At 70.7% G+C, this 15,796-nt stretch carries 11 protein-coding genes and 1 pseudogene; 7 read left to right on the top strand and 5 right to left on the bottom strand.

Annotated elements, in window-relative coordinates:
- Positions 1-179 precede the first annotated feature (179 nt).
- The 7 genes from ACWIGU_RS10630 (at position 180) to ACWIGU_RS10600 (ending at position 7,486) form a co-directional block, all read left to right on the top strand.
- Positions 180-1,022, top strand: a complete 843-nt coding sequence (locus ACWIGU_RS10630; RefSeq protein ID WP_454399442.1) for a M24 family metallopeptidase — start codon at positions 180-182, stop codon at positions 1,020-1,022.
- Positions 1,022-2,803, top strand: a complete 1,782-nt coding sequence (locus ACWIGU_RS10625; protein ID WP_454399440.1) for an SDR family oxidoreductase — start codon at positions 1,022-1,024, stop codon at positions 2,801-2,803. Before ACWIGU_RS10630 ends, ACWIGU_RS10625 begins: the two co-directional genes overlap by 1 nt.
- Positions 2,800-3,753, top strand: a complete 954-nt coding sequence (locus tag ACWIGU_RS10620; protein ID WP_454399438.1) for a metal-dependent hydrolase — start codon at positions 2,800-2,802, stop codon at positions 3,751-3,753. The genes ACWIGU_RS10625 and ACWIGU_RS10620 overlap by 4 nt, the downstream gene beginning before the upstream one ends.
- 91 nt (positions 3,754-3,844) lie before the next feature.
- Positions 3,845-4,795 (top strand): MerR family transcriptional regulator, encoded by a 951-nt coding sequence (locus ACWIGU_RS10615; protein WP_454399436.1) that lies wholly within the window; start codon positions 3,845-3,847, stop codon positions 4,793-4,795.
- Between the two features lie 115 nt (positions 4,796-4,910).
- Complete coding sequence (locus ACWIGU_RS10610) at positions 4,911-5,453, top strand: RNA 2'-phosphotransferase (protein WP_454399434.1); 543 nt, start codon at positions 4,911-4,913, stop codon at positions 5,451-5,453.
- 85 nt (positions 5,454-5,538) lie between these two features.
- Positions 5,539-6,477, top strand: coding sequence for an LLM class flavin-dependent oxidoreductase (locus tag ACWIGU_RS10605; RefSeq protein WP_454399432.1), 939 nt, complete (start codon positions 5,539-5,541; stop codon positions 6,475-6,477).
- 88 nt (positions 6,478-6,565) lie between these two features.
- Entirely contained in the window at positions 6,566-7,486 is a 921-nt protein-coding gene (locus ACWIGU_RS10600; protein ID WP_454399430.1) for a Cof-type HAD-IIB family hydrolase, read from the top strand.
- A 75-nt stretch (positions 7,487-7,561) separates the two neighbouring features.
- Here the strand turns inward: ACWIGU_RS10600 and ACWIGU_RS10595 are convergent.
- From ACWIGU_RS10595 to ACWIGU_RS10575, 5 genes and pseudogenes are all read right to left on the bottom strand, one after another.
- Positions 7,562-7,699: pseudogene (locus ACWIGU_RS10595) on the bottom strand (M23 family peptidase); the annotation flags it as partial.
- Positions 7,700-7,839: 140 nt separating this feature from the next.
- Positions 7,840-9,585 carry a sensor histidine kinase gene (locus ACWIGU_RS10590; RefSeq protein WP_454399428.1) on the bottom strand — a complete coding sequence of 582 codons (1,746 nt, stop codon included), beginning with the start codon at positions 9,583-9,585 and terminating at the stop codon, positions 7,840-7,842.
- A gap of 74 nt (positions 9,586-9,659) precedes the next feature.
- Positions 9,660-13,154: a thiol reductant ABC exporter subunit CydD gene (gene cydD, locus ACWIGU_RS10585; RefSeq protein ID WP_454399426.1), complete on the bottom strand. Its 3,495-nt coding sequence runs from the start codon at positions 13,152-13,154 to the stop codon at positions 9,660-9,662.
- Between the two features lie 27 nt (positions 13,155-13,181).
- Positions 13,182-14,186 (bottom strand): cytochrome d ubiquinol oxidase subunit II, encoded by a 1,005-nt coding sequence (cydB, locus tag ACWIGU_RS10580; RefSeq protein WP_356277231.1) that lies wholly within the window; start codon positions 14,184-14,186, stop codon positions 13,182-13,184.
- A gap of 20 nt (positions 14,187-14,206) precedes the next feature.
- A complete protein-coding gene (locus ACWIGU_RS10575) occupies positions 14,207-15,739 on the bottom strand; it encodes a cytochrome ubiquinol oxidase subunit I (protein WP_454399672.1) in 1,533 nt (510 codons plus the stop codon).
- Positions 15,740-15,796 lie beyond the last annotated feature (57 nt).

The raw sequence follows: 15,796 nt of genomic DNA, 5'->3' as shown, positions 1-15,796 counted from the left end.
TCAGACTCGAGTACTACGGGTCCCTAGGGGTTCCTCCCTGAGTCGCCCTCCGTGAGCTCCCGGAGTTTTCCACAGGCTCCCGCGCACACCCCTTGACGCAGCCGCCAACCATTGTCACATTCATCAGTGTCAAGTTACGAGCGCGTACGGCAACGGACCGGACACGGACGGACGGTGGCATGACCCCAGCAGTGGTACGTGAACTCTCCGCGGAGCTGCGGGGGTTCAGAGAAGTCCAGTCCCTCGCGTACGAGTGCGCGGAGGCCGTCGCGGCGCAGCTCAAGCCGGGCGTGACGGAGCGCGAGGCCGCCCGGATGCAGCGGGAGTGGCTGCGGGAGCGCGGCGTGCGCGACTGGTTCCATCTGCCGTTCGCCTGGTTCGGCGACCGCACGGCGTTCGCCGGCTTCCGGGTCCCGCTCCAGTTCTTCCCGACGAACCGGAAGCTGGAGGCGGGGATGCCGTTCATCCTCGACATGGCCCCGGTCTACAAGGGCTGTACGGCGGACATCGGCTACTCGGGCTCGCTCGGCCTCAATCCCGTGCAGGACAAGCTGCTCGCCGACCTCGAGGCACACCGCGAGCTGATCGTCCGCGAGGTCCGCGAGCGCCGTTCCCTGCGGGAGATCTACGAGGACGTGGACCGGCTCATGGTCCGCCAGGGCTACGCGAACCGACATCGCGCGTACCCGTTCGGCGTGATCGCGCACAAGGTGGACCGGGTCAAGGAGCGCCGGCTGTCCCCGACGCTGTTCGGCTTCGGCACACAGTCCCTGAAGGGGCTCGCGAGCGACGCGATCCATGGGCACCGGGACGGCTGGTCCCCGCTGTGGTCGCCGTACAAGTTCTCCGACCATCCGCCGCAGCCGGGCCTGTGGGCGGTGGAGCCGCACCTCGGCTTCAGGGGTACGGGCGCGAAGTTCGAGGAGATCCTGGTCGTCACCGACTCCAAGGACCCCGAACAGAGCGCGTTCTGGCTGGACGACGATCTGCCGCACGTGCGGCGCTGGGCGGAGGGCATCTGATGACGGGACTCAAGGGGCTGGCCGGAGCGCGGGAGCGCTGGGTCAGCACGGGCGGTATCGAGCTGTGCGTGGCCGAGCTGGGCGACCCGGACCGGCCCACGGTGCTGCTCGTGCACGGGTACCCGGACTCCAAGGAGGTGTGGTCGGAGGTCGCCGAGCGGCTCGCGGACCGCTTCCATGTGGTCCTGTACGACGTGCGGGGACACGGCAGGTCGACGGCCCCGACGCCGCTGCGCGGCGGGTTCACGCTGGAGAAGCTGACGGACGACTTCCTCGCGGTCGCCGACGCGGTCAGCCCGGACAAGCCGGTCCATCTGGTCGGCCACGACTGGGGTTCGGTGCAGTCCTGGGAGTTCGCCACGGTCAAGCGCACCGAGGGCAGGATCGCGTCCTTCACCTCGATGTCGGGCCCGTCGCTCGACCACTTCGGGCACTGGATCAAGAAGCGGATTGCGCGGCCGACGCCCCGCAGGGTGGGCCAGCTCCTCGGCCAGGGCGCCAAGTCCTGGTACGTGTACATGCTGCACACGCCCGTACTGCCCGAGCTCGCCTGGCGCGGTCCGCTCGGCAAGCGCTGGCCGAAGATCCTCGAACGCATGGAGAAGGTGCCGGCGGGCGACTATCCGACGCCGTCCCTGCCCTCGGACGCCGCCCATGGCGCCTGGCTCTACCGGGACAACGTACGGGCGCGGCTGAGCAGGCCCCGCGAGGACGCTTACGCGCACGCGCCGGTGCAGCTCGTCCTGCCCCTGGGCGACATCTTCCTGTCCGAACGGCTCTATGACGAACTGGAGCTGTGGGCACCGGGGCTGGTCCGCCGCACGCTGCCGGCCAAGCACTGGGTGCCGCGCACCCGGCCGGATCAACTGTCCGCGTGGATCAGCGAGTTCGTCCTGGCGAACGAGGAGCGGGAGGCCGGTCTGCCCGCCGGGCGCACGAAGGCGACAGGCAAGCACGCCGAGCGCTTCGGCGGCCAGCTGGTGCTGGTCACGGGCGCGGGCAGCGGGATCGGGCGGGCCACGGCCTTCGCGTTCGCCGAGGCCGGCGCGCGCGTGGTGGCCGTCGACCGGGACACGGAGAGCGCGGCCCGCACCGCCGAGATGGCCCAGCTCATAGGCGCCCCCCAGGCGTGGGCCGAGACCGTCGACGTCGCCGACGAGCAGGCCATGGAGAAGCTCGCCGAGAAGGTCGCCGCCGAGTACGGCATCGTCGACGTCTTGGTGAACAACGCGGGCATAGGCCTGTCCGGGTCCTTCTTCGACACCACGCCGGAGGACTGGAAGAAGGTCCTCGACGTCAATCTGTGGGGCGTCATCCACGGCTGCCGCCTCTTCGGCAAGCAGATGGCCGAGCGAGGACAGGGCGGCCACATCGTGAACACGGCGTCCGCCGCGGCGTTCCAGCCCTCCAAGGCACTGCCCGCCTACAGCACGTCCAAGGCCGCCGTCCTCATGCTCAGCGAGTGCCTGCGTGCCGAGCTGGCGGGCCAGGGAATCGGCGTCTCCGCGATCTGCCCCGGCCTGGTGAACACGAACATCACGGCGACGGCCCGGTTCGCCGGGGTCGACGCCGAAGAGGAGAAGCGCCGCCAGAAGAAGTCCTCGCGTCTGTACGGCCTGCGGAACTACCCGCCGGAGAAGGTCGCCGACGCGATCCTGTCCGCCGTCGTACGCAATCAGGCCGTCGTCCCCGTCACGCCGGAAGCCCGCGGCGCCCACCTCATGTCCCGCTTCACGCCCAAGGCCCTGCGCGCCGTCGCACGATTGGAGCCGCCGTTGTGAGCACCGGGGAGAGCGCCGGGCCCACCGAACACAGCGAGCCCACCGGGCACACCGAGCACTACGCGATCACCCCGCGCCGGGTCTCCTTCGACTGGGAGACGACGCCGCTGCACTGGATACCGGGCGAGCCCACGGCGACGCACGTCATCAATGTGCTGCACCTGCTGCTCCCGGCGGGGGAACGGTGGTTCGTGAAGGTGTTCAAGGAGGGCCTGCCGCTCGTCGACGATCCCGAACTGCTCGTGGACGTCAAGGGGTTCATGGGTCAGGAGGCGACGCACAGCGTGCAGCACGCGTACGTCCTCGACCATCTGGCAGCGCAGCGGCTCGACACCGCGGACTTCACGAAGTACGTCGACTTCCTCTTCGAGAAGCTTCTCGGCGAGCGGCCGCCGCTGGGCGCCCCGGTCTCCGCCCAGGAGTGGCTGCGCTTCCGGCTCTCCGTCGTCGCTGCGATTGAGCAGTTCACCGCGGTCCTGGGGAACTGGGTGCTGCACGCCGAAGGGCTCGACGCGGCGGGCACGGACGAGGTCATGCTCGACCTGCTGCGCTGGCACGGCGCGGAGGAGGTCGAGCACCGCGCGGTCGCCTTCGACATGTACCAGCACTGCGGCGGCGAGGGTCTGCCCCGCTACGCCCGCCGGGTCGCGGGCATGGCCGTCACCGCTCCCGTGATGCTGTACCTGTGGGCCTGGGGCGCGGCGTACCTCATACGTCACGACCCTCAGCTCGCGGGACGCCTGCGCTACTCGCCGGCCGAGCACAACAGGGCGGTGCGCAAGGGGCTGCTGCCCAGCTGGCGGGAGCTGGGTGCGGCGATTCCCCGCTATCTGCGGCGGTCGTACCATCCCTCGCAGGAGGGGTCGCTGCGCAAGGCCGTCGAGTATCTGGCGCAGTCGCCCGCGGCCAGGACGGCGGCGGGCGCGATCGGCCGGACCGCTCTGTCCTAGGGTCTTTCGTTCGGTCCGGCCGCATGCGGTCGACGTCCGGAACACGGGACGGCGCCGCCTTCCCACACAGCACGGCAGAGGGATGTGAAGCGTGACGGAGCAGGCTGTGGCCGAGTACCGGATCGAGGACCTGGCGCACCGCAGCGGCGCCACGGTCCGCACCATCCGCGCCTACCAGGACCGGGGACTGCTCCCCCGCCCCGAGCGGCGCGGCAGGGCCAATGTGTACGGGGACACGCATCTGGCCCGGCTGCGGCAGATCGCCGACCTCCTCGACCGCGGGTACACCCTGGCCTCGATCAAGGAGCTGCTCGAGGCGTGGGACGCGGGGCGCGGGCTCGGGGGTGTGCTCGGCCTGGTCGCGGAGGTCGATGGGCCGTGGACCGACGAGAAGGCCGATCGGATCTCGCGCGCCGATCTCGCGGCACGGTTCGGGGGCAGCGAGGACGAGGCGGCCATCGCCGACGCGGTGGCGCTCGGGATCCTGGAACAGATCCCCGGACACGACGACGAGTTCCTGGTCCCGAGTCCTCAAGAGCTGGCTGTGGCCGCCGAGTTGCATGCGTCCGGCGTCCCCTTGCCCGCGATCTCCGGTCATCTAAGGGAGTTGAGGGGTCAGATCGAGCACATCGCCACGCGTTTCCTGGAGTTCACGACCGAGCATGTCTTCGCGCGCTACCTCGGCCCGTTGCCCCCGACGGACGCCGAGGCGGCCGAGGCGGCCTCGCTCGTTCGCAGACTCCGGCCGCTCGCGCAGCAGTCGGTCGACGCCGAACTGGCGCGCGCCATGAAGCTGTTCGCCACGCGGCACCTCCACCGGCACCTGTCGGATGGTCCGGTCACCTCGCCTGTGGAGGAGGTCCATTCGGTGGCTCTTCCCGGTGCCACGATCCGCGCTGTACGGAGCCTCGTTGGTGCTGAGAGCGTCTCCGAGTTCATCGCCGCCGCGACCGAACGGGAGGTACAAGCAAGAACATTGGACACCCTTGCCTCAAACCACTACAAATCGCCGTCTGTTGACCAAATGCCGCCAATCACTTGACAGTTGTCCACAGAATCGTCAAATCCCCTGTGGATAACCGGACTTGGCTGTGGATCAAACCTGCGAACAGAAAAATCACGTGCACGAGAAGTGAGACGCCCGCCACTCTGACGGGATGGATGAAAGACGCACCGTCAAGGTGTCGAAGTACCTCTCGAAGCATCTGCGGCATCAGCCGGAGCGGATCGGACTGACCCTCGACGAGGGCGGCTGGGTCGAGATCGGCACGCTGCTCGCCGCGGCCGCCGCCCACGGCTTCCGCATCACGCGGGACGAGCTCGACCACGTCGTCGCCGCCAACGACAAGCGGCGCTTCGCGATCGAGGGCTCCCGGATCCGCGCCAGCCAGGGCCACAGCGTGGACGTCGACCTCGGGCTGCCCCCGGCGACCCCGCCCGCGTACCTCTACCACGGCACTGTCGCCCCGGCCCTGGACGCCATCCGCGCCGAGGGGCTGCGGCCCATGAGCCGGCACGACGTCCACCTCTCGCCCGACCGCGAGACCGCCACCCGCGTCGGCGCCCGCCGCGGCCGCCCCGTCGTGCTGTCCGTCGACGCGGGAGCGATGCACCGAGACGGCCACACGTTCCGCGTCAGCGCCAACGGCGTCTGGCTCACGGAGGCCGTCCCGCCTCGCTACCTGCGGTTTCCCGACTGAGACCGACCGGACCCGCGAGACACGGAGCCCCACGCCGCCCTCACCCCCGGCCCGCGCCCGGCGCACGCCGCTTAGGCTCTCAGGCATGAACCGTCAGCCCCGTCAGCCCACGCCCGCCCTGCGTCTGAGCACCGTGATCCTGCCCTACCGCCGCTGGCAGGAGGGCAGCCGAGCCGCGTGGCAGCGCGCCGAGGAGCTGGGCTTCCACACCGCGTACACCTACGACCACCTGGCCTGGCGGACCTTCCGCGACGGGCCGTGGTTCGGCGCCGTGCCGACCCTGACCGCCGCCGCGTCCGTCACGGAGCGGATGCGCCTCGGCACGCTCGTCACCTCGCCGAACTTCCGGCACCCGGTCACGCTGGCCAAGGAACTGATCTCCCTCGACGACATCTCCGGTGGCCGGATCACCCTCGGCATCGGCGCGGGCGGCAACGGCTTCGACGCGACGACACTCCTGAAGGCCGGCGAGGAGCCGTGGTCCCCGCGCGAACGGGCCGACCACTTCGCCGAGTTCGTGCCGCTGCTCGACCGGCTGCTGAGCGAGGACTCGGTGACGTACGACGGTGAGTTCTACTCGGCCCAGGAGGCGCGGAACATCCCGGGTTGCGTGCAGCGTCCCCGGCTGCCCTTCGCGGTGGCCGCGACGGGACCGCGCGGACTGAAACTGGCCGCCCGGCACGGGCAGGCGTGGGTGACGACGGGCGACCCGAGGCTGTTCGAGACGGGCACCCCCGAGGAGTCGGTTCAGGCCATTCGCGGACAGGCGGCCAAGCTCGCCAGTGCCTGCGCCGAGATCGGCCGTGACGCCGCCGAACTCGACAAGGTCCTCCTCACCGGGTTCACGCCGGACCGCAACCGTCCGCTGGAGTCCGTGGACGCCTTCGTCGACTTCGCCGGCCGGCACGCCGCCCTGGGCATCACCGAGATCGTGATCCACTGGCCCATCCCCGACTCGGAGTTCGCCGCCGACCAGAAGGTCTTCGAAAACATCGCCACGGACGCCCTCGCCCAGCTCGGCTGAGGGACCGCAGCGACGCGGCACAAGCGTTGGGGCGCCTGCGCGAGGACCGTACTCATCTGCGCGCCCCACCGCACGCCCGTGCGCGCATATGCGGGACACTGGTGCGGTGACCTCACCGACTCCTCGGCCCTGGACCCCGGCCGCCAACGCCCCCGCGCCCCGGCTCGTCGCCACGGACCTGGACGGCACGCTGCTGCGAGACGACAAGTCCGTCTCGCAGCGGACGGTCGCCGCGCTCGCCGCCGCCGAACGGGCGGGCATCGAGGTCTTCTTCGTGACCGGCAGGCCGGCCCGCTGGATGGACGTTGTCAGCGACCACGTGCACGGCCACGGCCTGGCGATCTGCGGGAACGGCGCGGCCGTGGTGGACCTGCACGGCGGCCCCGGCCGCCACCGGTTCGTGAAGATCAGGGACCTCGCGCCCGAGACCGCCCTCGACGTCGTACGCATCGTGCGCGCCGCCGCGCCCGGCACGGCCTTCGCGGTCGAGCGGACCGGCGGCCTCCACCACGAGCCGACGTACCCGCCGCTGCACCTGGAGGCGGGGGAGAGCGTCGCCGCCGCCGAGAAGCTCCTCGCCGACGGCTCGCCCTGCGCCGACCAGCCCGTCCTCAAGCTGCTCGCGTACCACGCGGACCTCGCCCCCGACGAGTTCCTCGCCCTGGCCCGCGAGGCCGTCGGCGACCGCGCGGCGATCACCCGCTCCAGCCCCAGCGCGCTCCTGGAGATCAGCGGCCCCGGCGTCTCCAAGGCCAGCACCCTCGCGCTGTGCTGCGCCGAGCGCGGCATCACAGCGGCCGAGGTCGTCGCCTTCGGGGACATGCCCAACGACGTGGAGATGCTCACCTGGGCGGGCACCTCGTTCGCGATGGGCAACGCGCACCCGGAGGTGCTCGCCGCCGCGTCGGGCCACACGGTGCCCAACAACGAGGACGGCGTGGCCGCGGTCATCGAGCAGATCCTGGCGGCGCGTCGGCCCTCCGGGGACGGCGCTTCGGGCGACTCCTAGAAGCAGACTCCCGGAAGCACCCGAAGAAACGGTCCTCCGCACGTGGACCCGCCCCGCGCGCAGCCCCCGTGCCCCCTAGAGCGGCACCCCGTGCTGCCCGAGCCCATGGCACGGGGCGATCCCCGACCCGGCGTAGGGCGTGAGGCGGACCTCGACGTGCAGGTGCGGCCCTGTCGAGTTGCCGCTCGTCCCCGACCGGCCGATCCACTGCCCCCCAGGTCGTGGCCCGGGGCGTGCGGGCACCGCCTGTTGAACTCGTACGACTAGAGGGGAGCGGGCGCCCTGTACGGCTCAGATCCGTAGGTCAGATCCGTACCCCTGAACAGGGCCCGGCGCGGTACCTGATCGCACCCTCAGTGAGGCGCCTGCCAGATCACCGTCGTGCCGCCCCCGTCCTCCCCGATGCCCGGCCCGTACCAGCTGTCGCCTCCCAGGGAATCGGCCCGCCGCTTGAGGTTCTTGAGGCCGCTGCGCCGGCCGCCCTCCGGGATGCCGACGCCGTCGTCGGCCACGGTCAGCCGGACGCCGGGCTGCCCGTCGGGGAGCGTGACGTTCGCGTCGACGACCACGTCGATACGGGCGGCCTCCGCGTGCCGGAACGCATTGGACAGCGCCTCTCGCAGGGCGGCGATGAGGTTCTTGCCGGTGAGTTCGCCGACCACGGTGTCGACGGCGCCGGCGAAGTGGTGCGTGGGCGTGAAGCCGAGCGGCACGGCCGCCATGTTGATCTCGCGCAGGACCCGTGTGCGCAGGCCCGACGGCGCCTCGGCGGGACCCTGCTGGAGCGCGAAGATCGCCGTGCGGATCTCCTGGATGGTGACGTCCAGCTCGTCGACGGCCCTGCCGACACCGACCTGCACCTCGGGCACGACGGACCTGCGCTGAGCGCTCTCCAGCATCATCCCCGTCGCGAACAGGCGCTGGATGACGAGGTCGTGGAGATCGCGGGCGATCCGGTCGCGGTCCTCGTACACCGCGAGCCGCTCCCGGTCGCGCTGCGCCTCCGCCATCATCAGCGCGAGTGCGGCCTGCGACGCGAACTGGGTGGCGAGGGTGCGCTCCGCGTCGCTGAAGGGCCGGGCGCCACGCGCGCGTGGCGTGACGAGGGTGCCGAGGACCCGGCCGTCGCTCTGGAGGGGCAGCATCATCGCCGGTCCGTAATCGTGCGCGAGATCGGTCAGTATGCGCGGGTCGGTGGACGCGTCGTCGATGAACACGGCCGCGCCGCCCAGGAGTTCGGTGACGATCTCGCTCTCGGCCGGGATGATCACGCCGAGGGCCTGCGACGGCTCGTCCGACGAGACGGCGACGATCTCCATGCCGCCCTCCTCGGCCGGCAGGAGGACGATGCCGGCCGCCGAGCCCGACAAGTGTCTGGCCTGTTCGGCGACGACCTGGAGGGCGTCCTCGGCGTCACTGCCCGACAGCAGGGCGGTCGTGACGGCCACGGACCCGTCGATCCACCGCTCACGCTGCCTGGCGGCCTCGTACAGGCGCGCGTTGCCGATGGCGATGCCGGCCTCCGTGGCGAGGACACGGACCATGTTCAGGTCGTAGTCGTTGAACTCGACACCGCCCTGCTTCTCCGTCAGATAGAGGTTGCCGAAGATCTCCCCCTGTACGCGGATGGGGACGCCCAGAAAGGTCCGCATCGGCGGGTGGTGGGCCGGAAAGCCGCAGGAGCGGGGGTCGTCGGCGAGGTTCGCGAGGCGTACCGGGTCCGGGTCGTTGATGAGCGCGCCGAGGAGCCCGCGGTGGCCGTCGGGCAGTCGTCCGATGAGCTCCGCCGTCTCCCCGTCGACTCCGTGGAAGACGAAGTCCGAGAGAGCCTCGCCGTCCTCGGAGACGACGCCGATCGCCGCGTAACGGGCGTCGGCGAGCTCGGCGGCCGTCTCGCAGATGCGGTCGAGGGTGGTGTGCAGCTCCAGACCGGTGCCTACGGACCGCATCGCTTCGAGCAGTTGCGGTACCCGCGCGGTCAGCTCGGCGGACAGTCCCTGGAGCCCGCGCGTCGCCTGCGTCGCCGCCTCCAGCGCGTCGGAGGAGTCCCGCTCGCCGTCGGACGGTGGGGTGGCGCCGGGCACCGGAGCAGCTGACATGCCTTGAGACTAGTTAGTCCCATTTGGAGAGGAAAGTCGGGAAGAGTCCTGCCCGGGCCACCCGGTCCGTACGGCTACGCGCCCACCAGCAGCTCCGCCTCACGCTCGCGTTCCCACAGCGTGCGCAACGGCCCCTCGACCGCGACCAGATCCTCGTACCTGCCGCGCTGCACGACCCTTCCCGCGTCGAGGACGATGACCTCGTCCACGGCGTCGAGGCCGGCCATTCGGTGCGTGATCAGCAGCGTTGTCCGGCCCTCGGTCGCGGACAGGAGGTCCGCCGTCAGCGCGTCCGCCGTCGGCAGGTCGAGGTGCTCGGCGGGCTCGTCGAGCACGAGGACGGGGAAGTCGGCGAGGAGGGCGCGGGCCAGGGCGAGCCGTTGCCGCTGGCCTCCGGACAGGCGCGCGCCGTGTTCGCCGACGAGGGTGCCGAGCCCGTCGGGCAGCGAATCGGCCCACTCCAGGAGGCGCGCGGCAGCCAGGGCTTCGCGCAGTCCGTCGTCGGTGGCGTCCTTCTTCGCGAGAAGCAGGTTCTCGCGCACCGAGCTGTCGAAGAGGTGCGCGTCCTGCGCGCACAGCCCGACGAGCCGCCGCACCGCATCCCCTTCGAGCCCGTACGCGTCCTGCCCGGCCAGGGTGTACGACCCCTCGCCCGCGTCCAGGAACCGCAGCAGGACCTGCGCGAGCGTCGTCTTGCCGGACCCGGACGGGCCGACGACGGCGACCCTGCGGCCCCGCTCCAGCGTGAGGTCGACCCCGTGGAGCGCGTCCCGGCCCTGCCCGTCGTGGCGCGCGGCGAGACCGCGCACCAGCAGAGGGAAGGGATCCTGCGGCGCCTGCGCGGGCGATTCCGGCTCCCGTACGGGGTCCGGCGCGTCCAGGACCTCGTGGACACGTTCGGCGCTCTTCTCGACCCGCTGGCGGTACTGCACGGCGAGCGGCAGGCCCATGACGGCCTCGAACGCGGCCAGCGGCGTCAGGACGACGACCGCGAGCTGGACCCCGTCGAGGCGGCCCTCGCGCACACCCTGCACCCCGGCGAGGGCCGCACCGGCCACGGTGAGGCCGGTGATCAGCGCGGTGAGTCCGTCGCCCAGCGCGGTGGCGGTGGCGGCGCGGGACGCGATCCGCGTCAGCACGGAGTCGGCTGCCTTCGCCTGCGCGGTCCGCGCGGAAAGCGCTCCAGAGACGGTCAGTTCGGCGGTGCCGGTGAGGAGTTCGGCCACGCGGGTGGCCAGCGTCCCGCGCGCGGGGGCCAGTTGGCGCTCGGCGCGGCGGGCGACGGCTCCGGAGAGCAGCGGTACGCCGACCCCCGCGAGCAGCAGGCCCGCGGCGAGCACGGCACCGGCGGCGGGCAGCATCCAGGCGGTGAACGCGACGGAGGCGGCACCGACCACCGCGGCGGCCGACGCGGGCAGCAGCCAGCGCAGCCAGTAGTCCTGAAGGGCGTCCACATCGGCGACGAGCCGGGAGAGCAGATCGCCGCGGCGCGTCGCGCGCAGGCCCGCGGGGGCGAGCCGCTCAAGGCGCCGGTAGACGGCGACCCTGGTGTCGGCCAGCATCCGCAGCACGGCGTCGTGCGACACGACCCGCTCGGCGTACCGGAAGCAGGCGCGGCCGATCCCGAAGGCGCGGGTCGCCGTGACGGCGACCATCAGATACATCACGGGCGGCTGTTGCGAGGCCCGCGAGATGAGCCACCCGGAGGTCGCCATGAGCCCGACGGCGCTGCCGAGGGCGAGCGCTCCGAGCAGCAGCGCGAGGGCAAGGCGCCCCCGCCGCGCCCGCGCGGCACCCCGCACGCGCGCGAGCACACTGCCCCGGATCTCTCCGGAGTGATCGGATACGTGACGGCCCTCCACGTAGACGGGCCCTTCGGCCGCCTCGGCCGGCGGCACGGGTCGTACCGCAGGCTCCCCCGCCACCGCAGGGGAACGCGGTACGTCGAGACGCACCACCCGGTCGGCGACGGCCAGCAGCGCGGGACGGTGCACCACCAGAAGGACGGTCCGGCCGGCGGCAAGCCTGCGGACCGCTTCGACGATCCCCGCCTCGGTCTCGCCGTCGAGCGCGGCCGTCGGCTCGTCCAGCAGCACCACGGGCCGGTCGGCGAGGAACGCCCGTGCCAGGGCGAGGCGTTGCCGCTGCCCGGCGGAGAGCCCGGCCCCGTCCTCGCCGAGCAGGGTGTCCGCGCCGTCGGGCAGCGCACGGACGAAGTCCTGGGCTCCCGCCTCGCGCAGCGCCTCCTCGACCTCCGCGGACGACGCGTCGGGCCGCGCGAGCCTCACGTTGTCCGCGACCGACCCGGCGTACAGCTGCGGCCGCTGCGGCACCCAGGCCACGCGCGCGTGCCACGCCTCCCGGTCGAGACCGGCCAGATCGGCGCCCCCGACGAGGACCCGCCCCGCGTCGGGACGGACGAATCCGAGCGCCGCGCTCAGCAGCGTCGACTTGCCCACGCCGCTCGGACCGACGAGTGCCACCGTCTCCCCGGGCGCGACCTCGAAGTCGGCCTCCGAGACAGCGTCCGCGGACCGGCCGGGATAGCGGACGGTCACCCCGTCGAAGGCGATACCGGTGGCCGCGGGCACCGCTCCGGCGCCGGAGGGCGGCACCGGGGTCTCCAGGACGGCGAAGATCTCCTCCGCTGCGGCGAGCCCCTCGGCCGCCGCGTGGTACTGCGCGCCGACCTGACGCAGTGGCAGATAGGCCTCGGGCGCGAGGACGAGGATGACCAGTCCCACGTAGAGGTCCATGTCGCCGTGCACGAGCCGCATGCCGATGGTCACGGCCACCAGGGCGACCGACAGTGTCGAGAGCAGTTCGAGGGCGAACGACGACAGGAAAGCGATGCGCAAGGTCCGCATCGTCGCCTGCCGGTACTCGCCGGTGATCCGGCGGATCGACTCGGCCTGCGCCTTGGCCCGGCCGAACACCTTCAGCGTCGGAAGTCCGGCGACCACGTCCAGGAAGTGCCCCGAAAGCCGGGACAGGAGCCGCCACTGACGGTCCATGTGGGACTGGGTGGCCCAGCCGATGAGGATCATGAAGACGGGAATCAGGGGCAGCGTGCAGACAATGATCGCCGCGGACACCCAGTCCTCGGTGACGATGCGCGCGAGCACCGCCACGGGCACCACCACCGCGAGGCCCAACTGCGGCAGATAGCGCGAGAAGTAGTCGTCGAGCGCGTCCACACCCCGCGTCGCGAGCGCCACCAGGGATCCGGTCCGCTGCCCGCCGAGCCACCCCGGGCCCAGCTGGGAGGCGCGCTCCAGGAGCCGTCCGCGCAGCTCCGACTTGACCGCCGCGCTGGCCCGGTGAGCGGCCAGTTCGGTCAGCCAGGAGACAACACCGCGCCCGGCCGCCACCAGCGCGAGCAGCAAGAGCGGTGTACGCAGGGCGGAGACATCAAGACCGTGCTCGAAGGCCCCCACCACCACCTCGGCGATGAGCATCGCCTGAGCGATGACCAGGCCCGCCCCGGCCACGCCGAGGACCACCACCGCGATCAGGAAGAGGCGAGTGGCCCTGGCGTACCGGAGCAGACGCTGGTCGATCGGTTTCACGTGAAACACACCCTCGTCATCAGGGGCTCAGTGTGCGGCATCGGCGATGTGCTGCGTGCCGATCCGCTTGCGGAACACCCAGTACGTCCACGACTGGTAGAGCAGCACGATGGGCGTCGCCACCGCCGCGCACCAGGTCATGATCTTCAGGGTGTAAGGGCTCGACGAGGCGTTGGTGACCGTGAGGCTCCAGTCCGGGTCGAGCGAAGACGGCATGACGTTCGGGAACAGCGTCAGGAAGAGCATCGCGACGGCTGCCGCGATCGTGATGCCGGACAGCGCGAACGACCAGCCCTCACGCCCCGCCTTGATGGCGACGATGGCGCCGACGAGGGCGGCCACCGTCACGATCATCGCGATCAGCGACGAGCCGTCGCCCTTGTCGGCTTGGGTCCAGATCAGGAAGGCGAGCGCGAGGGCCGCGGCCACCAGACCGAGCCCCAGCGCCGTCTTCCGCGCCCGCACCCGGATGTCGCCCACCGTCTTCAGCGAGGCGAACACCGCGCCGTGGAAGGTGAACAGCGTCAGCGTCACCAGCCCGCCCAGGATCGCGTACGGATTGAGCAGGTCCCAGAAGCTGCCCACGAACTCCTTGTGCGCGTCGATCTTCACGCCGCGCACGATGTTCCCGAAGGCCACGCCCCACAGAACCGCCGGTATCAGTGAGGTCCAGAAGATCGCGTGCTCCCAGTTGGTCTGCCACTTCTCCTCGGGCCGCTTCGCCCGGTACTCGAAGGCGACGCCGCGCACGATCAGGCAGACCAGGATCATCAGGAGCGGCAGGTAGAAGCCCGAGAAGAGCGTCGCGTACCACTCGGGGAAGGCGGCGAAGGTCGCACCGCCGGCCGTGAGCAGCCACACCTCGTTACCGTCCCAGACGGGTCCGATGGTGTTGATCAGGACGCGCCGCTCGGTGCGGCCGCGTGCGAGGACCTTGGTCAGGACCCCGATCCCGAAGTCGAATCCCTCCAGGAAGAAGTAGCCGATCCACAGGACCGCGATGAGTACGAACCAGACGTCGTGAAGTTCCATGCCTCAGCAGCTCCTCAGTCTCAGTACGAGAAGGCCATGGGCCGGTCGGCATCGGACGCGTCGCCGGAATCCGCTCCGGATCCGGGGCCGCCGATCTTGGTGGGCGGGTTGAGGTCGGCCTCGGTGAGCTCGGGCGGCCCCTGCTTGACGTACTTGGCCATCAGCCTCACCTCGATGACGGCGAGTGCGGCGTAGACCAGCGCGAACACGATCAGGGAGGTGAGGACCTCGCCCTGCGAGACGCCGGGGGAGACCGCGTCCTTGGTCCGAAGCACGCCGTAGACCACCCACGGCTGACGCCCTGTCTCGGTGAAGATCCAGCCCCAGGAGATGCCGATGATCGGGAAGATCAGCGTCCACTGGGACAGGCGCCACCACCAGATGCCCAGCTTCGGCATCAGCTCCTTGTTCTTCGTGAGCATCAGCTTGGGCACTTCGTCCTCGCCTGTGCGGCGCTCCGGCGCAAGCCAGAACCTGCGCCGGGTGAGCCACAGGCCCGCCGTGCACAGGGCCATCGAGACACCGCCGAAGCCGATCATCCAGCGGTACGACCAGTAGGCGGTGGGGATGTTGGGGCGGTAGTCACCGGGCCCGAACTTCTCCTGCTCCGCCTTGTTGATGTCGTTGATCCCGGGGATCTCGGCGTTGAAGTCGTTCTTGGCGAGGAAGGACAGCACACCGGGGACCTCGATGGCGACGGTGTTGTGGCCCTTGGAGACATCGCCGTACGCGAAGATCGAGAACGGCGCCGGCTTCTGCGTGTCCCACAGCGCCTCCGCGGCCGACATCTTCATCGGCTGCTGCTCGTACATCACCTTGCCGAGCGTGTCCGCGCTGACGACGGTGAGGAGCGTGCCGACCATGGCCGACACCAGGCCGAGGCGCAGCGACATGCGCATGGTGCGGATGTGCTGCTTCTTGCGCAGGTGGAAGATCGCTATGCCGGTCATGAACGCGCCGCCGACCAGGATGGACGCGCTGATCACATGCCAGAAGTTGACGAGCACCGTCTCCTGGAAGAGCACGGCGGCGAAGTCGGTCAGCTCGGCGCGCTTGGTGCCGTCCCGCTCCACGATCCGGTAGCCGACCGGATGCTGCATAAACGAGTTGGCGGCCATGATGAAGTACGCCGACAGGATCGTGCCGATGGACACCAGCCAGATCGTGGCGCAGTGCAGCTTCTTCGGGAGCTTGTCCCAGCCGAAGATCCACAGACCGATGAAGGTCGACTCGAAGAAGAAGGCGATCAGCGCCTCGAAGGCGAGCGGAGCGCCGAAGATGTCGCCGACGAAGCGCGAGTAGTCCGACCAGTTCATGCCGAACTGGAACTCCTGCACGATGCCGGTCACGACACCCATGGCGATGTTGATCAGGAAGAGCTTGCCCCAGAACTTGGTCGCCCGGAGGTAGTGCTCCTTGCCCGTCCGTACCCAGGCCGTCTCCAGGATCGCCGTCAGCGCGGCGAGCGAGATGGTCAGGGGGACAAAAAGGAAGTGGTAGACGGTCGTGATGCCGAACTGCCATCGCGCCAGAGTTTCCGGCGCCAGAGCCATCAACGTTGGGTCCACTGCGTCATCTCCTTAAGTCGCCGTGGTCCAGCGGCAGTTTGC

This window comes from Streptomyces sp. NPDC055400, from assembly GCF_053644375.1.
This window is presented reverse-complemented; position numbering and strand designations above follow the sequence as displayed.